The sequence below is a fragment of the Paraburkholderia sp. GAS38 genome, assembly GCF_050434965.1.
Classification (GTDB): Bacteria; Pseudomonadota; Gammaproteobacteria; order Burkholderiales; family Burkholderiaceae; genus Paraburkholderia; species Paraburkholderia phenazinium_A.
On the sequence record NZ_JBNDJO010000012.1, the window covers coordinates 206,526 to 226,519 of the forward strand.

Below are 19,994 nucleotides of genomic sequence, written 5' to 3' on the forward strand. Positions count from 1 at the left end.
AATCGCAGTGACGAGGCGTCGCAAGACCTGTATAGCAGACGCTGGTTGTGTAACCACTGTATGGAAACCATGATGGCCTCCCTGTTCTTCTCTTATTCGCACGTCGATGGACGGCTTCGCGACCAGTTAGAGATTCACCTTTCTCAACTCAGGCGCGACGGCCTCATCGATGCTTGGCATGACAGGCGTATTCTCGCCGGCTCGAATCTTGACGACAGCATTAACGAGCAGCTTGAGGCTGCTGATATCGTGCTGCTGCTTGTCAGTCCGGATTTCATCAATTCCGACTACTGCTATTCGCGCGAGATGGCGCTCGCGCTTGAGCGTCAGGCACGCAAGGAAGCGCACGTAATCGCTGTGATTCTTCGCGCGTGCGACTGGACGAGTTCGCCGCTTGGCAAGCTGCTCGCGGTCCCGACCGACGCGCGCGCTGTGACGTCGTGGCCGAACCAAGACGAAGCATTTACGGACGTCGCAAAGGCGATTCGCAAGGTTGTCAATTCGCTGGCACCCAACAATGCGGTTGCCGCGCCGACCATTCGTCCGGCTCCCGTTGCCAGCGCTGCCGCACCTGCCGGAGCCTCTGCCGTGCCAGCGCCCGAGCCGCTTCCCAGGTCGAGCAACCTGAGACTAAAAAAAGAATTTTCTGACCTGGACCGCGATGTATTCATCAAGGACAGCTTCGATTTCATGGCCCGCTTCTTCGAGGGCAGCCTTCAGGAGCTGGAAGCGCGCCACCCTGATTTCAAAGGGCGGTTTGAACGAATTGACTCGCGCAAATTTACGGCGAGCATCTACAAAGGCGGGAAGGCCGTAGCGCAATGCACCGTCGCCCTCGGCGCGTTCGGGCGGGCGACCGGCGAAATCACGTACTCCGACCAAATCTCGACTCACACGAACAGCTACAACGAAGCGCTGACGGTCGGCGCGGATACCCAGCAACTGTTCTTCAAGCCCATGATGAACATGACGGGCGGTAACGCGCGGGACCAGCTCTCAGCGCAGGGCGCCGCCGAGTATTATTGGTCTCGCCTGATTGAGCGACTTCAGGGCTAGATTCGCTTTGGCCACATCGGCGCCACGTGCGGCCGGTGTCCAGTGCGGAACCTCTTCCCAATTAGCTTCCATTCCACCGTCGGTCACTGTTGATGTGTTCAAGAGCCGCAGACTAGCGCGGTGTCCAGCGAACAAGACACGCTTCACGGCGCTGGGATTGCGGCTAAGCTCTCAAAACTTTCTTCGCTGCGGGACGCTTAACCACTAAATTTTCAAAAAACCGCGTCGTTATGTCCTTTGTCGGGAAGACCGACCTTAAATAGGACATCATAAATGAAAGCAAAACAACTGCTCATGGTATCGGCGCTGGTTGCGGTCGCAATGACCGCTGCTTGCAGCGACAAACAGGACGCGGCAAGCGACAACGCGGCATCCGCTCCGGCTGCTCAAGCTGCAGCGACGACGAACATCCCAGAAGCCCAAACTACTACTTTCACCCCCAACGCTCCTGCGCAAGCCGAACTGGCGAATGCTCAACAGTCCGCGCAGAGCGCCACGCCGGATTCAGACGGACTCGTGCGCGTCCATTTCGAAGATGTTTTTGCGGTCACAGCTGACGGAAGTTTCACACCAAAAGTGCCTGTCGACATCAACGGCGTGCAGATGGGTCCCGGCGTCACTTTTGGTGGAGGCGTTCAGTTCGGTGGTTTCGCGTTGAGCCAAGCTGCCGGTCATGACCTCGGCGTTCGCCGACTCCCGAATGGCTTCGTGCAACTGGTCAAGTACTATAGCTGATAGTCCACGACAGCGGCACTGACCGAGCGCGGGTCGAAAATCGACGACGAGCAAGGTGTGGACGTGAACGCCGCACGAAAGCTGCACGGTGTCAGCCCCTCTCACTCTTGGATTATCGGAAATCTTGATGCGTGACCAGAGGATACTTACCTTCGGCACGTTGATGCACTACGCGTTGTAAGCCTGATGTCGGAACCGTCAGAGCAACGTGCACGGTGGGACATCCTTTCTGCTGTTTGCGTCTGCTACCGAGAGCACTACGCTCCCGCAGCAGCCTGCCATAAAAAAGCTCCATCCAATTATGGCTTTATATGGCGAAGAAATTCTCAGATTGAAGAAGAGGTTAAAGACATATCTAGCGAATGTCTTTGGCCGGTGCGGCATCTAAAATTTAGCGGTGCCCGTGCAGACAGGTAATATTGCTGATTGATGTTGGCTCCGCCGATGGCGCACCGTCGGAACGGGACTGCAGCGGCTTGCAGGGCGACCGGCCCATTGGGACATCTTCCCTGCAAAGCCAAAGACCAGTAGACCGAGCTGCCCGGGGAAAAAATGCTCGACCCGCTCATTTCGCTCGCCTTTTCGATGCAGTCGAACAAAGGCGCTTACGCGCTTCTGCTCGGCTCAGGCGTATCGCGTTCATCGCGCATCCCCACCGGTTGGGAGATAGTTCTCGAACTGATACGTAAGGTGGCCGTGCTTTCCGAGGAGCAATGTGCGCCCGACCCTGCTGCGTGGTATGCCGCGAAGTTCGGCGAGCAGCCCGATTATGGCAAGTTGCTCGATATGGTTGCTAAGACGCCAAGTGAGAGGCAGCAGCTCCTGCGGGCATATTTCGAGCCATCGGCCGACGAGCAGGGTCAGGGCGTAAAGATGCCCACGAAGGCGCACCGCGCCATCGCCAAACTGGCCTTTGCCGGCTACGTGCGGGTCATTGTCACGACCAACTTCGATAGGCTCATGGAGCGCGCACTCGAGGATGAAGGAATCGCGCCGGTTGTGTTGAGCGCGCCCGACCATATCGAGGGAGTCGTGCCTCTCGCGCACATGAAATGCTGCGTCGTGAAGGTTCACGGCGACTACCTCGACACGCGTATTCGGAATAGAACCGCGAATCACGCTGGGGTTCACCCGTTGCCACCGACACCACGGCACTCATGCGCCCTGGACCGACCCGCCATACATGCAGGTCGACGACCTTGTCGCCACGGTCCTCGATAGCATGCCGTACGTTCTCCGCCATACGTCGGTCAGCCATCAAGCCTAGCCTTGTACGATTGGACCAACGTGCCCACGATACTGTTTATCGTCCCGTCAAAGAGGCCGGCAGAGTCACCGGCTTCGCGTTCAAGGCCAAGTGATAAAAGGCACCATCTCAACTTGGTCAAGGTTTATAGTTAAGTGGCAGCCCACTGTCATCCGATTGCAGCGTGTAGAGCTCGGAATCGCTTTACGGTGTGACGATGCGAGACGGAACAGGACGCAATCCGGGAACACGAAAGACCACCACCATCCGCGGTGTCGGTTCCGTTACCGTTTGCATAGTCTCGACCCAACAGTTGGCATCGAGCGTCAATGGCCACGTCCTCTGCGAGCAGAGGTCGAGAACTACTAGAAAGCTGATACGCGGTCCGTCAATTTGGTAGGTCGCTGCCTGCCCAAGGTATTTGGCAAGCCCATCGGGCGATGCATCGGTCGATTCACGCTTGAGTTCGGCGACCATTCTCCATCCGTGACACACGATGGCTAAATCCGCGCGACCACGCGCAACATCGTGTGCTTCGCGAATTACCCTATGGCTTTCGAACCCGTCAAACACAATGTGCAGTAGATGAAACATAGCCGCCTGCAGGTCTTTCTCCAGCGGCAAATCTTCGCCCTGCTGAAACAGGAACGAGAAGGTCTTATTCGAAATGTCGGATTCAACGTTGAGGCAGTGAGTCAGGAAGCGAATCAGGAATACAACGAATTGGTTCGCATCGGCTCGAACATTGCCGCGATAGTCCTCATGTGTCTCGAGGCACGAGAGGATTTTCTGGACGCACCTTTCCTGCATCCATGTGAGCGCGTCTCGCCGCCGAGCCCCGGGCAGTAAGGCATCAATCTCCGCAAGTGCTTTGTATGGACTGGCGCCGCTGGCGAGCCCGTCTTCGCTCGCCAGCGGCGTGACTTTTCCCTGGTCGGTCCTCATTCGTTCGACTGCGGCGAGCAGAGCGAGCGCATGTTCGCGATTGCCTTGGCTAATGCCCTCTTCATTCGCCCAATCGCTCAAATGCGCGCGTAACCCTTCGTGGGCAACGAACCCAGATGCTAGTCGGTCAGTCACGGATTCACGCAAGGCATCTCCGGAGTCGGTCGACAACCTAACCAACGTGCTGCGCAGGTCGGCGACCTTCTCCAGAACGGGCAGCGCTCGCAACCAGCTTCGCTCGCTCATGTGCTTGCTCAACCCCCGCAAGGCACACGACACTTCGTACCATGTTGTTTGCACATCCAGACGCGGCCTAAGCCACTCCCGCATCGATGAGACGTCGAGATGGTGTAGGCGCTCACGAGCTGCGTCGAGTGCTTCCTCAATGAGTTGCTCGACCTGCTCTTCGGGCGCCCCCTCGCAGAACAGAGTCAAAGCTTGCAGCGTCGAGCGAAGCGCCGTTGCTTCGAGCATCTCTGGGTCGATGCGCTCGGCCTCCTCGAACCAAGCGGCGGCCTTTTGGAGGCGCGCGAAGAGTGATTCCTTGTCTTGGCTGGTCAGTGCGCCATCAAGCTCAATCATTCCAAGCTCGAATGCTGCCTGCTCCCCCGCGTCCGAATCAGTGGCCAATCGCTCAAGAATCGCCTCCACTTCCTCAGAACGTTCCCAACACCACGCCAATCCAGCGAGCAGCGCAACCCGTTTGACGAGCAGCCCATCATCCCCAGGGGAAAAATCTTCCAAGGCGGAGACAAATCTCGACTTCGGCGCTTTCCTTTCTGCTGAAAGAAAAAACGCTCCCAACAGGCACTCGGATGCCATCCCAATAGCACGCAGGCAATCCTTTTCACGGGCTCTCTCAAGCAATACCCGTTGCGCCGCAAGCCCTTCATCTCGAGAGAGCTCTAACACCGATAGCTTTTGCCCTACGGCTGCGACTACGGGTGGATAGGGATTTTCGCTCAGCACGTTCATTGCGAACTCGAGCAACGCTGCACGTGCCGCTACGCCTTCGCGCTCCAGCACTCCAACGAGCCGTTCCGCATAACCGTCCTGCACAAACGCTGAAAGTCTCTCCAATACCACCGCTAGTCCGCCAAGCTCAACAGAACTAGGCGAGTCTTTGCTCGACAATACCTCGGAGAATTCGTGGTTGCGCATGGTTAAACTTTATATTGACTCAGAGTCAAAACATTGGCTCTGTCGCCGTAGCCCAACGCTGTCTGTCGGCGCTCACTGCGTTCTCAAAATCTCCGCCACGGGCGGACGACACAAAAATCTGGAGATTTTGGTTTTCGCCACATAGTGAGTGGATTTCGCCCATCATCACGTTCAAATCATCCGGACTCAGTTCCTCGCCTCCCGGCGAGTCCATGAACAACAGCCCGGGATGATTCCCCCTACGACTCAACCGAGCCAACTCCATCATCGCGATAACCAGCGATATTCGCAATCTAAGCCGCTGCCCCGGTGTCTGGTCGGTAAAGGTGCTGTCGACATTCGATACTCGCAACCTGATGGCATTGCCACGAATGCTCACGCGTTGCAAACCTCTGAATCCGACGCGAGTTGCTACCTCAACTAGTTTGCTCTCGAACTGACCGAGGAGTGTCCCGCCGCCGTCCTTCGCACGCTTCTCCGCGATTTTCTCCGCGATGCCCAAGATTCTGCGTTGCTCATCGAGGTCGGCGTCAGCTTTTGTTGGGCCGGCATCGTAGTCCAATCTCAAGAGCAGTTCGTATGCTCCTCGGGCATGCTCTAGTTCAAAGCGCTTTCTCTGCAGGGCCTCAACATCCGCGGCCATGCTTTCCAAGGCTTGAAAGTCCTCAGCCAAGTTAGCCAGTTCCACACTCGCGGCGTCAAGTTCCTCGCGCACTTGTGCTTCGCGTGCGGCGATTTCGCCCTTTGCCTGCTTGGCTGCAACGATTTGCTCTTTTGCATCTTCAATCGCGGCAGCGAGTGCCTCTTCGTCATCAGACGAGCCGCTTCTGTCGCAGACCGCGCAGTTTCCGCTTTCCTGCTCAAGGTCAAGCCGCTTGTCCGAAAACGGTTGAGCACATCTAGGACAGCACACCGGGTTCAGCCCCGAGAAAAACCGTTTGGCGGCAGCGCCTTCCTCTAATCTGCGGACGGCGGCACGAGACTCGTTGACGTGCGACTCCGCGACCGCGAGCCGGTGCTTCAATTCCTCTGCATCTTTCTCCAGAGTCGTACACGCGAGTGCCTTCCGCGAGTATGCAGTGACGAGCTCACTCGCATCACCGGACCGAGGCATCGGCGCCGATGCCGCAGAGACTTGTGCCTCCAGTTCTTCGATACGCCCTCGGAGAACCAAAAGTTCCCCCTGGTGTGAGCCGTGCCTCTCCCTCCCCCCCGTCCCCTGCTCGTGCCTTAAATCAAGCAGGCTCTTTGCACTCTTGATTGCAATGTGTTCCCCCGCATACGGCATTCCAATGAAGAGGTTCAGCATGCGCCACCACAGTCCGCCGATAGCAATATCGCCGAGAATTGCATCGTGGGAACCTTCGATGAACATCGAGCCGGCATATAGAGTCCATTTGTGATGGACTAGCTCGGCGACTTCAGCCTTCCGATTGACCTGCGGAATATCGTGAAGCGTGAATCTACGCATCATCAGCGTGTTCATCGTTTGCTCGAATTCCTCCTCTCCGTCAAAGGTCGAAAGCACTTGAGTGGGCGCGGGGGAAACTCGCAGCAACTTACCTACTGGACTATTCTCGATGTCTTGAAATTTAACTTGGTAGGAATCGACACCAATGGAAAAATCCAGCTCTACCGCGTCAATCCATGACCTGACTTCCGGACGTAGCTGTCGTATCTTTCCCCGGAGAGCCCATATCATCACTTCGATGATGGACGATTTTCCGATTTGGTTTACACCCTTGCTCAGAATGAGCCACAGTCCCGTATTGAGGTCCGACCACTCAAATGTGAACGGCCCATTTTGCATCTCCGCTGCTCGCTTCTCGCCCTTGAACATGAGACGCTTGACGGTCAGATGCTCGGCATGCCGCGTACCTACTTCTTCAGCAACGGAAAATTTCTCGAAGAGGCGCTCCACCACATCGACTGAAACATTCGCCTTTCGAGCGACCTCGACCTTCAGAGGAATCAGTACCTCATCCGCTTCTATCACATTACGCATTGTCCGCCTCCGCGACAGCCAGTAGACGTCGCACTTCCTCTGCGATTGAGTTGATGGTTTCGCCGTTTTTTGCGCCGGAATAGCTTGGGTGCCGGTATTGCCACTGCGCAAGCTTGTCCCCAGACCTTCCTACACAGAAGTCACCGACCAAGGTCGCTCGCTCGGAATACCACTGTGCCTCCGGGAGTTCGTCTACCATCTGGTTAGCACGCGTAAGCCCCTCCGATAGAAGGATGTACGTCTTCTGACGCGTATCCTTATCGCGAATCATGCGCGCCAACCCGCAACTGACCAGCGGAGCCAAAGCCGTGTCGGGCGGTTCGTATGCTCCGTAGAGATATTTCAGCATCGCATCTCGACGAATCTCCGGTTCGTCCGAGTCCGCTATGGTCTGTGCCGTAGTGAGATAGTCCACAGATGCGTATTCGTTGTGTGCCTGAAGCAAAGCGTATGCGAAATGGTCTGGATTGCGTACCCAGAAGTCCATTTTCTGAAGCTTCTTCTCAGAAGCAACGACCCGAACTGCGTCTGGCACGGACGAGTTAGGCGTCGGCTCATCTCCCGCTCTGGCGAGAATGAATAGCAGTCTAAGCGCGTCTCGATACTGTCTTGTTATTTCATCCATTGGTCTGCCCTTGTACTTCCCCCGGATTTTGCTTTTTCTCGTAAAGCAGGCATGTTACTCCGAATGCTGACAAGCCTCGAATCAACGCGGAAAGGATGATTCGGGGTGATACCGGGGCGTAAGCCCAGCTCCTCGACTTGCTTCAAAAAAAGCAAAATATGCGTTGCGCATTTATTCAACCGCGAGGGAGCATCCCTATTTCTCGTCGGCGTTCGCGAGCCAGCCCCGCAAACGCGTTGCCTCACTCCCACCCATACATAGCACGGTCGTATAGGCAGGCCAGTTTCCGAAATGCGGTGGAGTAGTTTGAATTCTGGAATCGGTCGATGTTCGCAGCGAGGAATTTCTGAATGACCTCATAGTCGTCTCGCTGCCATTCAGTGAACGGGAGATACTGAGCGACAATTTCCGGAGTGTACTTATGAATCATCTCCGTCACACTTAGCTCGCGATAGTTCCGCATATACCCCTTTGCCAAGCTCTTCGCTCTAAAGTCAGCAGGCGCCAACTCGACGTATTTCTCGACGTCATAATCGGACAACTCGTATTCCTCTCTATCATCCACCCCAGCAGCGCGCAGCAAGAAAAAAACGGGTAAGTATTTGAGACCTTTTGAAACTTGGGGCATCGCTTCCAGAAGCACGCGCCGAGCGTCGTACTCTTTGTTCCTAAAAATGACATCTTCAAATAGGTCGATTGGCTTGATACCACGATATCCCACATCTCCGAGGCGACGCCGCTCCTCTTCCTCCCTTTCAGCTGCGACCCCAACGCCGACAACGAACTCGATGTCGTCGCGGCCGTTAACCTGGTCAACGTCCACGACAACGAGCTTTCCATGGGGCTCGGTTGTCTTGACCAGCTCGTAAAGCTGCTCCTTACAATAACGCAGCACGCGGGCGGGTATTTTTCGCTTCGTCGACTCGATAGCCTCGTAGACGCCAACAAAGGATGTCGCCTTGATTAGCGTGATAGGGATTTGCGTTTTTTCAAGCGCGATGACGGTCTGCGAAATCGAATCATCTTCCCCTTCGCGTGCACGCTGAACAAAAATCAGATTGTTGTTCAATTGCTGGAGCTTGTCGGACCCGATGCAGGCGCAAATTGCCCTGAGCAGAGAGATGATGTTGTCGTCATTCAACGAGTAGCCCATGAAAATCACTGGATGCTCGACGAATATCGTAATGAGCTTCGCCGCGAGATAAGCATTCCGCTCGTTGAAATCCTTGTAGTCGACGCTGGTAAGCACAAGACTTCTCGGTGTGTTCACGCAACCGTGAATCTTGTAGATTTCGCCGATGGACTGTGGATTGGAGAACAGCAACTCATCTTGGCCGACGTACACCCTGTAGTCGGGGAAAAGCGATTGCAAGAAGGTGTCCCAGTTGGTGGTGATGATGCCGTCCACATTCAACCGGCTCAGTGCGGCGAGCTCATCGGCGAAATCACTCTCGCTCAGGTCCGGAACTCCGACGCTTTTGAGGTAATCGCAAATCTCTACGCGGAGTGGCCCTGTACGCTCGGCAATCTTCTTCGAATGCTTCTCGCGGCTGGCCGCATATTCTTCACGCGTCCACCACACCTCGTGAAAGTCTTCGGCCATCGCCACCGCTACGGACGGCAAGTCGCCGTTTGCCGACGATAGGTAATACTCGTAGGGCTTGATGTGCTGGCAAAATCGGCGCAGCAGCCCGGCCCAGTCATCCAGCCCAAGGTACCGGCGAGACAGTCCGGAGCCCGCAAATAGGAATGGTCCGGAACTATGCGCTTTTAGTTGCTTGGCGAGAACCTCGGAAATGTTCATTGGGCGCGGAAAGAATTAGGAATATTTAAGAATTCTATCCTGCTACCGTGACGTTCGTGACTGCCTTTGCACCGACGTGGCTCTTCTCGTCCTACCCATCGAGCGCAAACGTTTTACACAGGATGTCTGGCGTCGTGCGTTTCCGTCGGTAGGCGAGGTGAATATGCCCTATGCTTAGTGGATAGTGATGTCGCAGGCAACAGCCAAAGCACGGCGCTGCGCGGGCTAGCTCCACGCCTCCCCGAGCGCTTGGGCCTGCTGCAGGACCAGCTCCACCGCGCCGTCCTGCTGGTCCGGCGGGTATTTGTATTTACGGAGGATGCGCTTGACCATCAGCCGCAGTCTGGCCCGCACGCTCTCCCGCTCCGACCAGTCCACTGTGATGTTCTGTCGCAGGTTTTCGGTGAGTTCGTGTGCAATCTTCTTGAGAGTCTCGTCGGTCAGTTCGCGGACGGCTGACTCGTTGTTGGCGAGCGCGTCGTAGAAACGGATTTCGTCTTCCGTCAGGCCCAGTTCCTCGCCCCGGGTCGCGGCAGCGCGGAACTTCTTGGCCATCTCAATGAGCTCTTCGATGACCTGGGCAGTTTCAATCGCCCGGTTCTGGTAACGCGTCACGACGTTGGCGAGCATCTCAGAGAACTTCTTCTCCTGCACTACGTTGCTTGCAAAGCGGCTCTTGATTTCGCCTTCCAGCAAGCGCTCCAGCAATTCCACGGCGAGGTTGCGTTCGGGCAAGTTGCGAACTTCAGCGAGGAAGGCTTCATCGAGAATACCGATGTTCGGCTTTTCGAGCCCGACTGCCTCGAACACATCAACCACCTTCTCGGACACCACGGCCGAACTGATGATTTGCCTGATGGCAAGTTCGCGCTCCTCGTTGGTCTTCTTCTTTTCGCTCAGCTCGCGCTTGGTGAGAATGACCTTCACCGCCTGCATGAAAGCCACTTCCTCGCGCACGTCTTTGGCCTCGTCAAGCGTGCAGCACAGCGTAAAGGCCTTGCTCATGGCGAGCGCCGTGTTGGCAAATCGTTTCTTGCCGTCTTTAATGCCCAATAAGTGATTGGCCGCACCGGCGAGGCACTTATGTCCGCCGATTAGAAAGCCGCTGTAGTCGTAACCGTGGAGCATGCCGCGCAGGATGTCGAGCTTTTCGGCGAGCACGGAATAGGCCTCGGCCGCGTCGACCGTCGGACGACCTCGCCCATTGCTGGCGGTGTACTCCTTCAGCGCGCTCTTCAGCTCGTTGGCGATGCCAATGTAGTCAACTACGAGGCCGCCTTGCTTGTCCCTGAAGACGCGGTTCACCCGGGCAATTGCCTGCATCAGGTTGTGACCTTTCATGGGCTTGTCCACGTACAACGTATGCACGCAAGGCGCATCGAAGCCAGTCAGCCACATGTCGCGCACGATGACGATGCGCAGCGGGTCAGCCGGGTCCTTGAAACGCTTTTCCAAGCGCTTCTTGACCTGGCCGCTGTAAATATGTGGCCGCAGCAGCGCCTTGTCACTCGCTGAACCCGTCATGACAATTTTGATGGCGCCTTTCTCCGGGTCCGGGTCGTGCCAGTGGGGGCGCTGTTTGACAATTTCGTCGTAAAGGTGAACGCAAATCTCGCGGCTCATCGCCACCACCATGGCCTTGCCGTTCTGAGCCTTGTTGCGTTCCTCGAAGTGCGCCACGAGGTCGGTCGCCACAGCGGTCACGCGGGGTTCTGCACCGACGACCTTTTCCAGCGCAGCCCAGCGGCTCTTGAGTTTGGCCTGCTGGCTTTCCTCTTCGTCCTCGGCCAGTTCGTCCACTTCCGCGTCGATGTGCGGCAAGTCCGCGGCCTTGAGCGACAGTTTGGCTAGGCGCGATTCGAAGTAGATGGCGACCGTGGCGCCATCCTCCTTGGCCTGCTGCATGTCGTAGACGTGGATGTACTCCCCGAATACGGCGCGCGTGTCACGGTCCTCGCTCGATACGGGCGTGCCGGTAAAGGCCACGAAGGTGGCATTGGGGAGTGCGTCGCGCAGGTGCTGGGCGTATCCGACCTGATACTTTTCCTGGCCCGGTTTGCCCTTCAGTTGTGCCTCGAACCCGTACTGGGTACGGTGTGCTTCGTCGGCGATGACAACAATGTTATTTCGGTCCGAGAGCACAGGGAACGTGTCTTCGTCCCCGCCGGGCATGAACTTCTGGATGGTGGCGAACACGATGCCGCCCGAGGGCCGATTGGCGAGTTTGGCGCGCAAGTCCTGACGGGTGCCGGCCTGCACAGGCTGCTCGCGCAACAGGTCCTGTGCCAGTGAGAACACGCCGAAAAGTTGGCCGTCGAGGTCGTTTCGGTCGGTGATGACGACGATGGTCGGGTTCTCCATCGTCGCCTCCTGCATAACGCGGGCTGCGAAGCAGGTCATGGTGATGCTCTTGCCGCTGCCCTGCGTATGCCAGACCACCCCACCCTTGTGACTCGCACCGGGGCGCGATGCCATGACCACCTGCTGGATTGCCGCGCGCACCGCGTGGAATTGATGGTAACCGGCAATCTTCTTGACCAGCGCGCCGTCATCCTCGAACAGCACAAAGAAGCGCAGGTAGTCCAGCAGATAGGTCGGTGCCAGCACGCCGCGTATCAGTGTTTCCAGCTCGTTGAACTGGCCGAGCGGGTCAAGCGTAGCGCCGTCGATGGTGCGCCATTGCATGAAGCGCTCCGCATCGGCTGAAAGCGAGCCCATGCGCGCCTGCGACCCATCAGAAATGACCAAGACCTCGTTGTACTGAAAGACGTCGGGTATCTGCGCCTTATAAGTCTGAATCTGGTCGTAGGCCTTCCAGATGTCGGCGTTCTGGTCGGCAGGGTTCTTCAGTTCCAGCAGCACCAGCGGCAGGCCATTGACGAACAGCATTACATCCGGCCGCCGCGTGTGGTGCGGACCTTTGATGGCGAACTGGTTGACCGCCAGCCACTCGTTGGCCGCCAGGTTGGCCCAGTCGATGAGCCGCACGAAATCTCCGCGTGTCTCACCGTTTCGTTGATATTCCACCGGCACACCACCGACCAGCAACTCATGGAAGCGCCGGTTGGCCGAGAGGAGTGCGGGAATGCCCAGCTCCTGCAGCCGTTGCACAGCATCCTCTCGCGCTTGCAACGGAATGCTCGGGTTCAGGCGCGCAGCTGCACTTCGCAGACGTTCAACCAACACTACCTGACGGTAATCGGCCCGCTCAGCGCTTGCGCCATCGGGCGCAAGGTCCGGGCCAAACAGGCGAGCATAGCCCACATCGGCCAGCCAGCCCAGCGCTTCCTGTTCGAGTTGGTCTTCGGTCATGGTAGTACTCAGGCGACGAGCGCTTCGGCCTCGGGCAAGCGGATTTGGCCAGAAATCAGGCGAGGAAGCAAGGTGTCGCGTACCGCCGTCAATTGCGTGCATAAGAGCCGGTTTTCTCCGGCTCGTTGCAATAAAGGCTCGACTACTGCTGTGAATGCACCATTCACCTCGGCTGTCGCAAGGACGGTCCGCAACTTAGCTACTTGGTCCGGTTTTACTCGTTGGTGACTGTTCGACGTACCAGTGACCAAGGTCCGAAGGCCGCCTTCAAAGGCCGGACTTCGCAAAAGGCAATACACAATTTCGGGGCTGGCTGGAGCCTTCGCTAACCACGGTAAAAATTCGGTCGAGCAAACAGCGCTCATACCCACGCTTTGGGGAAACCAGACGCGGGGTATATGAGGATTCAATTTCGATTGAAGTACAACGCCCGAGCACATACGAGTTTTGTTGCTCTTGATAGACGTACCGAACTCCAGCACGGGGAGTTGGTGCGCATCGAAGGCCGGTAAACTATAGTGCTCGAATGCTTGGTTGGGGGCATGCAGCGGATTTACCGAGCCTTTTACCAACGTGGCCAAGTCACCAAATGTGCCAACCCGCCACCCCCTCGGCACCAAGCCTAATTCCGACGCCTCAAACCCATTTGGAAACAGCGCTGCGACTGCTTCGTCGACGCTATCTGACGGCCGCCCTTCATGTTTAGCGCGGACGGGGTCGAAATCGACAAACCAAGATTTAAACAGTGTTTCGGCGATGGCTTCCAGCGTGGCGTTGGTTTCGCGCAGAATGGTGATGCGGTCGTCGAGCGATTTCAAAATCTCGGAAATCCGAGCCTGCGTTTTCCGAGAAGGGAAGGATATCGCTAACCTCCCAATCATTTCATTATTTAGGCTGGCCCTTGTCGACATGGTCGATAATGCCAACATTGCCTGCCTGAACTTTGGGCTGCGCAGGTAGTACCCCACGTACTCTGGCAGCAAATCACTGTGAGGCTTGGGCCTAAGGCGCTTACAGAAGCCGTTAAACGTAGCGTCTTTGTAGTCCCGCAAAGCAACGCAGCTCATCCCGAGTTCGTGCATCGTTTCGCTGGTCCGTGTAAGGAAAACGTCTCCGCGCAGGACAGAGCAGCTATCTCTTTCTTTTTGTGTAGATTGAACAAAGTCGCCCAGCAACTCAGGTGTGAAATAGTTATAAAACACGTCCTTAAACGTCAAAAATGGGTACCCTGAACCGAAGTCCTTAGCAGGCTTAGATAGCCCGGACCGTACCTCGTAGTGGTCGAGCAAGCTGGATGCCATCCATTCAGAAGTCATAACCCACCCACCCCAGCTTCTGTCGAATCAACTGGTCCAGCTCCGCTCCCTTGGCCATCTGCTCGCCGAGCTTTTCGGTCAGCTTCTGCATCTTGTCGGCAAAAGCTTCGTCGTCGTCCTCGACCTCCTCGGCGCCAACGTAACGGCCCGGCGTTAGCACGTGGCCGTGCTCGGCAATCTCGGCCAGCTTGACGCTGCGGCAGTAGCCGGGGATGTCGGTGTATTCGCCGGCGCCTTCCTCGCCGCGCCACATGGCGACGGTATTGGCGATGCGCTCGATGGTCTCGTCGGTCAGCTCGGCCTGCACGCGACTAATCATGCTGCCGAGCTTGCGCGCGTCGATGAAGAGAACTTCGCCCTGGCGCGTGGTCTTCTGCTTCGCGAGGAACCACAGGCAGGCCGGAATCTGCGTGTTAAAGAACAGTTGGCCCGGGAGGGCCACCATGACGTCCACCACGTCGGCGTCCACCATGGCGCGGCGGATATCGCCTTCGGCGTTCTGACTGGAGCTCATCGAGCCATTTGCCAGCACGATGCCGGCGCGACCGTTGGCCTTGAGGTGATACAGCATGTGCTGAAGCCAGGCGTAGTTGGCGTTGCCCTGCGGCGGCGTTCCATACACCCAGCGCGGGTCGCCTTCCAGGCTGCCGTGCCACCAGTCGCTTACGTTGAAGGGCGGATTGGCCAGCACGAAGTCGGCGCGCATGTCCGGGTGCTGGTTGCGCACGAAGGTGTCGGCCGGTTCGCGCCCGAGGTTGTAGTCGATACCCCGAATGGCGAGGTTCATCGCCGCCAGCCTCCAGGTCGTAGGGTTGGACTCCTGCCCGTAGATGGACACGTCCCCCAGCTTGCCGCCGTGTGCTTCGATGAACTTTTCAGACTGAACGAACATGCCACCGGAGCCACAGCAGGGGTCGTAGACCTTCCCGTGGTGAGGGGCCAACACAGCGACTAGCGTCTTCACAATGGAGGCTGGCGTGTAGAACTGGCCGCCCTTCTTGCCTTCGGCGCTGGCAAACTGGCCGAGGAAGTATTCGTACACCTGGCCGAGCACATCGCGCGCGTGGCTGGCGTCCTCGCCAAAGCCGATAGTCGAAATCAGGTCGACCAGCTCGCCCAGTTTGCCGTCCGGCAACTGCGAGCGGGCATAGCGCTTGTCCAGGATGCCCTTGAGCTTGGGGTTCTCGGCTTCGATTTCCGCCAGCGCCTCGTCGATGCGCTTACCGATGTCGGTCTGCTTGGCAGCGCCGCGCAGGCTCTCCCAACGCGCGGATTCGGGCACCCAGAATACGTTAACCTCGCGGTAGTAGTCGCGGTCTTCAAGCTCGTCAGCAAGCAGCTCGTCGTCACTGTTGTGCAGGAAGTATTCGTCGCCTTCGTCCGCAAGGCGGCGCGTCAGCTCTGCACGCCGGGCGGCAAAAGTATCGGAGATGTACTTAAGGAAAATGAGGCCGAGCACGATGTGCTTGTACTCAGCAGCGTCCATGTTGGCGCGTTGCTTGTCGGCGGTTGCCCAGAGGGTCTTTTTGATGTCATCAAGCATCAGAACTGATTCGTCCGGTCATAGTCAGGTGTTTATCCAGGCAGAAAACCCGGCATCTCGCCACCAAGAAATTGATAGCGATTCTATCTTGAATGACATATGGACTCGCCGGCGGCCTTAGATACGGCACAACGGAGTGTCCAGACATAGCCAAACCTCGATGTCCAGTCCTGCGCAGGAACCATCGAGCGAATATACGGGGCGCCGCCACTGTCGCGTGCGGTTAAGGGATTGTCCGACCATGATGGCATGAGCATGCCGCTGCACGCAGCCGGTTCGTAGATGTATCCGATATGCGGGCGTTGTCGGTATCAAACACTTTCACCGGATTTGATACTTATCAATTACGGTGATACCGGCTGGGCGAAAGCCACTGGGGCCGCAACAACTGTCTTCCACGGTTTCTCACCGTCGTCGAAAAATGCAGAAGCTGGCCCGAGAAGACCGATACGTTAGAGCGGGCTGTTGCAAGGCGAGACCGAGTCGCATTGTTGTGGCGGATGGTGCCTTTCGCGCCCTAGCTCTGTTCATTTGAATACGGAGTAGGCCGCATGCCCCAGGTTCATCAGGACTTTGAACGCCAGAAACTCTACGAGGAAATCTGGGCGGAACCCGTCACCAAGGTCTCGAAGAGATACGGCATTTCGGACGTCGGGCTTCGGAAGATATGCCTGAGCCTGGACATTCCGGTACCGCCAGCGGGTTACTGGGCGAAACTCGCCGCCGGCAAGACCATGGAAAAGCCGGTATTGCCGCCTACGAAAGGCGCGACGAGTTACCGCCGCGCGGTCTTCAGAGATGAGCGCGAAGACGAACTTGCCCGGCGGTTGCAGGCTCGCATCGTTGAAGACGAAAGCGGTGCGCCCCAAGTGCCCGTCATCGACCTGCGCAAATTGATTGAAGAGTGTCTGCCGCTCGTCAGAAAGATTGAGAAGAAGCTTAACGGGAAGCAACGCGATTCTCGTGACTGGCCTTACTGTGATGGCGCAGGGCTCATGCGTGTCGCGGTGTCACAGCAAAACATCCAACGCGCTCTCCTGCTCCTGAATCTCTTGCTCGAAACATTATCCGCAGCGGGGTACCGGCTGTCTCAAGGTGATAAAGAGAGTCAGCCCGCACACGTCACCATCCTGGATGCAAAACTGACCATCCGTCTGAGAGAGCGTGCCCGACAGGAAGCCGTCCCGCTCACGCCGGAGCAGCAGGCCGAAAACAAGCGGATGAGATACGGATATCACCGTCCGGGCTGCATCTTCCAATCGACCAAAGAACTGGAACTCGCAGCGTTCCCAGTGGACAGCACGTACGCTACCGCCACCATCACAGACACCCGGACTGCGCCGCTCGAGACAAAGATTGTAGGGTTCATCGTAAAGCTACGGCACCTGATTATCCGCGATTCAGTGAGGGCGGAAATGGCTCTCGAGCAGCGGGCCCTCTACACTGCTCAGGCTGCTGAACAAGAAAGGCGCGCACAGATTCGCCGGCGTGCAATGGAGCAGCTGAAGCGTGTTGAAATTTGGGCGGCGAAACTTGAGCGGGCGAACCGGCTGCGCACCCTCGCAAACGAGTTTGATGCGAAAAAGCTGAAGTCTTCCGATGACGTCGTAGATGCGGCGTGGATTCGTCGAGCTGCAGACTGGCTGGACCCGACCACCGAGTGTGGCTGGGATGATGTCGACAATGCTCCACCTCTTTACGGCGAGGAATAATTCAAGCCAGATTGCGGCGCCAGCTAACGAACGTCCGCAAAGGTGAAGAGATGCAGCCCCGACTGGAACCCATGGTGCGCCGAACGCAGAACCTAGTGTCATTGAGACCGCACCGGCCGGCGTGCACACTCGGACTGCGTTTTTGGAAATTCGTAACGGGACGACTGATAGTCGCACTGTCGTATCCCAGTTAGTCTAGCCAGCGGTTCCAAAAAATGCGCGCTCGCGCATCTCATTGGTCGGTTGATTGCGAGTCTTGAATCCACTTCGACGAACGCCATAGGCTCCATTGCTTTCTTGGAGTCCTCCCGTAGGCTCGTCGCGGTGCCCTTGCTTGCAACTCACAACTGGGCGTCGAGTAGCTTTAGTGTCGCGGCGGCTGCGCCCTTGAATCCAACACCGTGCAAAGGGTTTGCATCTGGCTCCCGAAGATTTATCCGAATGAGCCGTTGACGGGCGTTGCGCTCGCTGAAGCGTCGCACCGTGGGCAAGGCCTTCCCTGCGCCGAGTTCCACGACAACCAGCTTCGGCACGGTCGAAATCCAAGCCGCTAGGCGCTGCCGTTGCTTTTCATATGGCACGTCAACCCACGCCCAGTCTCCGAACATCAGAATATTTGGGCGCGCGAGAGCGCCGCAGCGCGGACAACGAGGCATTGGGCTTCCCAGCTTCGACGTCTCCTCATTGACGAGCGGGAGAAATTGCATAGCCGACCACGTGTCGTTTGTGCAGACGTTCAGGCATTGAAGGGTGTGAATCGACCCATGGCATTCGTGCACGCGGTCCTCGTCAAATCGCGCTTTTTGAAACTGTCCGTCGACGTTGCTCGTGAACACGAATGCGCCATGTGGCATATGGTCCGCCCATCGGCGCAAAATCGCGAAGCCTTCGTGCGGGACAGTTTCGCGATAGAGCTTCAGACGGTGCCCATAGAAGCCCCACGCGAGCTTCGGATGCTCCGCAAACCTTGCAGGGTTTGCCATGTCCTCGAACGAGAAGCCGTGATGACGAAACGCAGGATACGCGCGCCAGAAACCTTCCTGACCGCGGAAATCAGGAAGGCCCGAGTCGACGCCCATACCGGCGCCAGCTGTGATGAGCAGACCATCTGCTTCTCGCAGCCAGGCGGCAGCTTTTTCCAGCTTCTCATCTTGTGAATCGGACACGGGTAGACTCCTTTAGATTCCGCTCATTCGTTGTCACCTGTTGAAGCTTGGTAGGCTTTTTCCGCAGCATGCTGGTGCGCCTGATAGGCCAGCACTGACGCCTTCGTCAGGGATTGGGTGTTCCCAGCTTTGTGGTGAAGCTTGAGTTTGTCTTGCTTGAGCAGCTTCACGACATGTGGACGGGAAACGAATAGCAGCTTCGCGGCTTCGGCGGTGGACAGGAAATCGTCGGCGTCAGGTGGCGGTGGAATCTTCGCGTTCGTCGACATTGTGGCTCTCCGGTTAGATTGCGGCGGCTGGCTACGCACGCAGGTACCACTCGCCAGAGCCGTAAATCCGGTTTCGTGTATCAATGTCGCGCTTGTAGCCGAGCTCTTTCACGAAGCCCAGCGACTGCAGCACTTCGCGGGTGCGGATGAGGTCTTGCCTATCGGCCCAGGTCACGCGTGTAGACACAGATGACGTGCCCATCGCGACCCATGCTGCGCAGAGCGGTGGACACCTTGGCACATATCAGTTGGTCATTCTCGATAGCTTCGCTGATTTTGCTCCACTCCTCGTCCACGTCGGTCGTACTCACAAAGATGCACCACTTGCCTGTCGCCTCGGTGGAGGCGAAGTCGTTGTAGCTCGAGGACTTTTTATAGTGCCAGTTGCAACTCAAGTCCTGAGAAGGCTTGTCCGATTTCCTGAACAATCGCTCGCCCGCACCAATCCCTTCTTTCATGGAAGTCTCCTCACGTCTGGTGCTGCTTTTATATCAATCCGCTTTGGTAAGGGTGTCGCGGCCAATCGCCGACGACAGATTCCTCATTGCTTGGCGAACTTCGCGGCGACGCGCAACACTTTCTTCCTATCGCCATAGAAGAGCGCTTGCAACGGTGTCAGGTCATCGAGCGAGCTATTGGGCGTAGTGAAAAAGCCCCACTTGTCCCAGCCGGCCAAATCACCAAGCGTTCGCACGACCTTCGCTAGGTCCTTTCGTCGAATTTGCTCAACCAAGAAGAATGCGGGGAAATACGGTTCATCGTCGATGTCAACATTGAAGATGCGCTGAGCAGCGACCTCTTTATTGACCCGTTGAGGGGTGAACCCGATGACCGCACAGAAATGAGAGAAGTGTATTAACTTTGCGTTGGCAACCAAGCGCGCCGGCGTCGACTCCCCTCGATTTGAGCCTAGCTCATTCCGCCGTTGCGCACTTTCTTCACGAATCGAACGTTGTTCTATGTTCAATACTGTGGCCAGCCCCGCAACTCTCACGAGTGCACGTTTGAAGCGGCGCCCGATTTCGGCATCCGGTAGCCTAAGAAGCGCTCGGGCTCCGATGGGGTCAAACAAGGTTACTGCAACTGCGGCGCTCCGCAG

Annotated in this window: 14 protein-coding genes and 2 pseudogenes; 4 read left to right on the plus strand and 12 right to left on the minus strand. The window is 57.1% G+C overall.

Annotation, left to right across the window (positions count from 1 at the left end; all coding sequences use genetic code 11):
• The first annotated feature begins 69 nt into the window (after positions 1-69).
• The 3 genes and pseudogenes from P3T42_RS26030 to P3T42_RS26040 all read left to right on the plus strand — a co-directional run.
• The gene (locus P3T42_RS26030) at positions 70-1,056 is read left to right on the plus strand and encodes a toll/interleukin-1 receptor domain-containing protein (RefSeq protein ID WP_429307614.1); all 987 of its coding nucleotides are present in this window, start codon (positions 70-72) and stop codon (positions 1,054-1,056) included.
• A 273-nt stretch (positions 1,057-1,329) separates the two neighbouring features.
• Positions 1,330-1,791: a hypothetical protein gene (locus P3T42_RS26035; RefSeq protein ID WP_429307615.1), complete on the plus strand. Its 462-nt coding sequence runs from the start codon at positions 1,330-1,332 to the stop codon at positions 1,789-1,791.
• Between the two features lie 960 nt (positions 1,792-2,751).
• Positions 2,752-2,817: pseudogene (locus tag P3T42_RS26040) on the plus strand (hypothetical protein); the annotation flags it as partial.
• Positions 2,818-2,887: 70 nt separating this feature from the next.
• Here the strand turns inward: P3T42_RS26040 and P3T42_RS26045 are convergent.
• The 8 genes and pseudogenes from P3T42_RS26045 to P3T42_RS26080 all read right to left on the minus strand — a co-directional run.
• Positions 2,888-3,043: pseudogene (locus P3T42_RS26045) on the minus strand (CDF family Co(II)/Ni(II) efflux transporter DmeF); the annotation flags it as partial.
• Between the two features lie 198 nt (positions 3,044-3,241).
• Positions 3,242-5,143 (minus strand): hypothetical protein, encoded by a 1,902-nt coding sequence (locus tag P3T42_RS26050; protein ID WP_429307616.1) that lies wholly within the window; start codon positions 5,141-5,143, stop codon positions 3,242-3,244.
• A 25-nt stretch (positions 5,144-5,168) separates the two neighbouring features.
• A complete protein-coding gene (locus tag P3T42_RS26055; RefSeq protein ID WP_429307617.1) occupies positions 5,169-7,148 on the minus strand; it encodes a hypothetical protein in 1,980 nt (659 codons plus the stop codon).
• Positions 7,141-7,635 (minus strand): hypothetical protein, encoded by a 495-nt coding sequence (locus P3T42_RS26060; RefSeq protein ID WP_429307618.1) that lies wholly within the window; start codon positions 7,633-7,635, stop codon positions 7,141-7,143. The genes P3T42_RS26055 and P3T42_RS26060 overlap by 8 nt, the downstream gene beginning before the upstream one ends.
• A 379-nt stretch (positions 7,636-8,014) precedes the next feature.
• Positions 8,015-9,577 (minus strand): SIR2 family protein, encoded by a 1,563-nt coding sequence (locus P3T42_RS26065; RefSeq protein WP_429307619.1) that lies wholly within the window; start codon positions 9,575-9,577, stop codon positions 8,015-8,017.
• 225 nt (positions 9,578-9,802) lie between these two features.
• The gene (locus tag P3T42_RS26070) at positions 9,803-12,889 is read right to left on the minus strand and encodes a type I restriction endonuclease subunit R (RefSeq protein WP_429307620.1); all 3,087 of its coding nucleotides are present in this window, start codon (positions 12,887-12,889) and stop codon (positions 9,803-9,805) included.
• A gap of 8 nt (positions 12,890-12,897) precedes the next feature.
• Positions 12,898-14,178: a restriction endonuclease subunit S gene (locus tag P3T42_RS26075; protein ID WP_429307621.1), complete on the minus strand. Its 1,281-nt coding sequence runs from the start codon at positions 14,176-14,178 to the stop codon at positions 12,898-12,900.
• Positions 14,179-14,194: 16 nt separating this feature from the next.
• A complete protein-coding gene (locus P3T42_RS26080) occupies positions 14,195-15,748 on the minus strand; it encodes a type I restriction-modification system subunit M (RefSeq protein WP_429307622.1) in 1,554 nt (517 codons plus the stop codon).
• Between the two features lie 551 nt (positions 15,749-16,299).
• Here P3T42_RS26080 and P3T42_RS26085 point away from each other — a divergent pair.
• Entirely contained in the window at positions 16,300-17,460 is a 1,161-nt protein-coding gene (locus tag P3T42_RS26085) for a hypothetical protein (protein ID WP_429307623.1), read from the plus strand.
• A 341-nt stretch (positions 17,461-17,801) separates the two neighbouring features.
• Here the strand turns inward: P3T42_RS26085 and P3T42_RS26090 are convergent, their stop codons facing one another.
• The 4 genes from P3T42_RS26090 to P3T42_RS26105 all read right to left on the minus strand — a co-directional run bounded on the left by P3T42_RS26090 (position 17,802) and on the right by P3T42_RS26105 (position 19,967).
• Positions 17,802-18,626: an SIR2 family NAD-dependent protein deacylase gene (locus tag P3T42_RS26090; protein ID WP_429307624.1), complete on the minus strand. Its 825-nt coding sequence runs from the start codon at positions 18,624-18,626 to the stop codon at positions 17,802-17,804.
• Between the two features lie 23 nt (positions 18,627-18,649).
• Positions 18,650-18,895 (minus strand): hypothetical protein, encoded by a 246-nt coding sequence (locus P3T42_RS26095; protein WP_429307625.1) that lies wholly within the window; start codon positions 18,893-18,895, stop codon positions 18,650-18,652.
• 158 nt (positions 18,896-19,053) lie between these two features.
• On the minus strand, positions 19,054-19,353 hold the full coding sequence (locus P3T42_RS26100) for a putative phosphothreonine lyase domain-containg protein (protein WP_429307626.1): 300 nt from the start codon (positions 19,351-19,353) through the stop codon (positions 19,054-19,056).
• 83 nt (positions 19,354-19,436) lie between these two features.
• Positions 19,437-19,967, minus strand: coding sequence for a hypothetical protein (locus tag P3T42_RS26105; RefSeq protein ID WP_211625964.1), 531 nt, complete (start codon positions 19,965-19,967; stop codon positions 19,437-19,439).
• Positions 19,968-19,994: the final 27 nt, after the last annotated feature.

What these genes read in the sequence shown, in the direction of transcription:
- P3T42_RS26030 (WP_429307614.1), top strand. Translation starts at nt 70, where the DNA reads ATGATGGCCTCCCTGTTCTTCTCTTATTCGCACGTCGATGGACGGCTT.
- P3T42_RS26035 (WP_429307615.1), top strand. Translation starts at nt 1,330, where the DNA reads ATGAAAGCAAAACAACTGCTCATGGTATCGGCGCTGGTTGCGGTCGCA.
- P3T42_RS26050 (WP_429307616.1), bottom strand. Translation starts at nt 5,143, where the DNA reads ATGCGCAACCACGAATTCTCCGAGGTATTGTCGAGCAAAGACTCGCCT.
- P3T42_RS26055 (WP_429307617.1), bottom strand. Translation starts at nt 7,148, where the DNA reads ATGCGTAATGTGATAGAAGCGGATGAGGTACTGATTCCTCTGAAGGTC.
- P3T42_RS26060 (WP_429307618.1), bottom strand. Translation starts at nt 7,635, where the DNA reads ATGGACTTCTGGGTACGCAATCCAGACCATTTCGCATACGCTTTGCTT.
- P3T42_RS26065 (WP_429307619.1), bottom strand. Translation starts at nt 9,577, where the DNA reads ATGAACATTTCCGAGGTTCTCGCCAAGCAACTAAAAGCGCATAGTTCC.
- P3T42_RS26070 (WP_429307620.1), bottom strand. Translation starts at nt 12,889, where the DNA reads ATGACCGAAGACCAACTCGAACAGGAAGCGCTGGGCTGGCTGGCCGAT.
- P3T42_RS26080 (WP_429307622.1), bottom strand. Translation starts at nt 15,748, where the DNA reads ATGCTTGATGACATCAAAAAGACCCTCTGGGCAACCGCCGACAAGCAA.
- P3T42_RS26085 (WP_429307623.1), top strand. Translation starts at nt 16,300, where the DNA reads ATGCCCCAGGTTCATCAGGACTTTGAACGCCAGAAACTCTACGAGGAA.
- P3T42_RS26095 (WP_429307625.1), bottom strand. Translation starts at nt 18,895, where the DNA reads ATGTCGACGAACGCGAAGATTCCACCGCCACCTGACGCCGACGATTTC.
- P3T42_RS26100 (WP_429307626.1), bottom strand. Translation starts at nt 19,353, where the DNA reads ATGAAAGAAGGGATTGGTGCGGGCGAGCGATTGTTCAGGAAATCGGAC.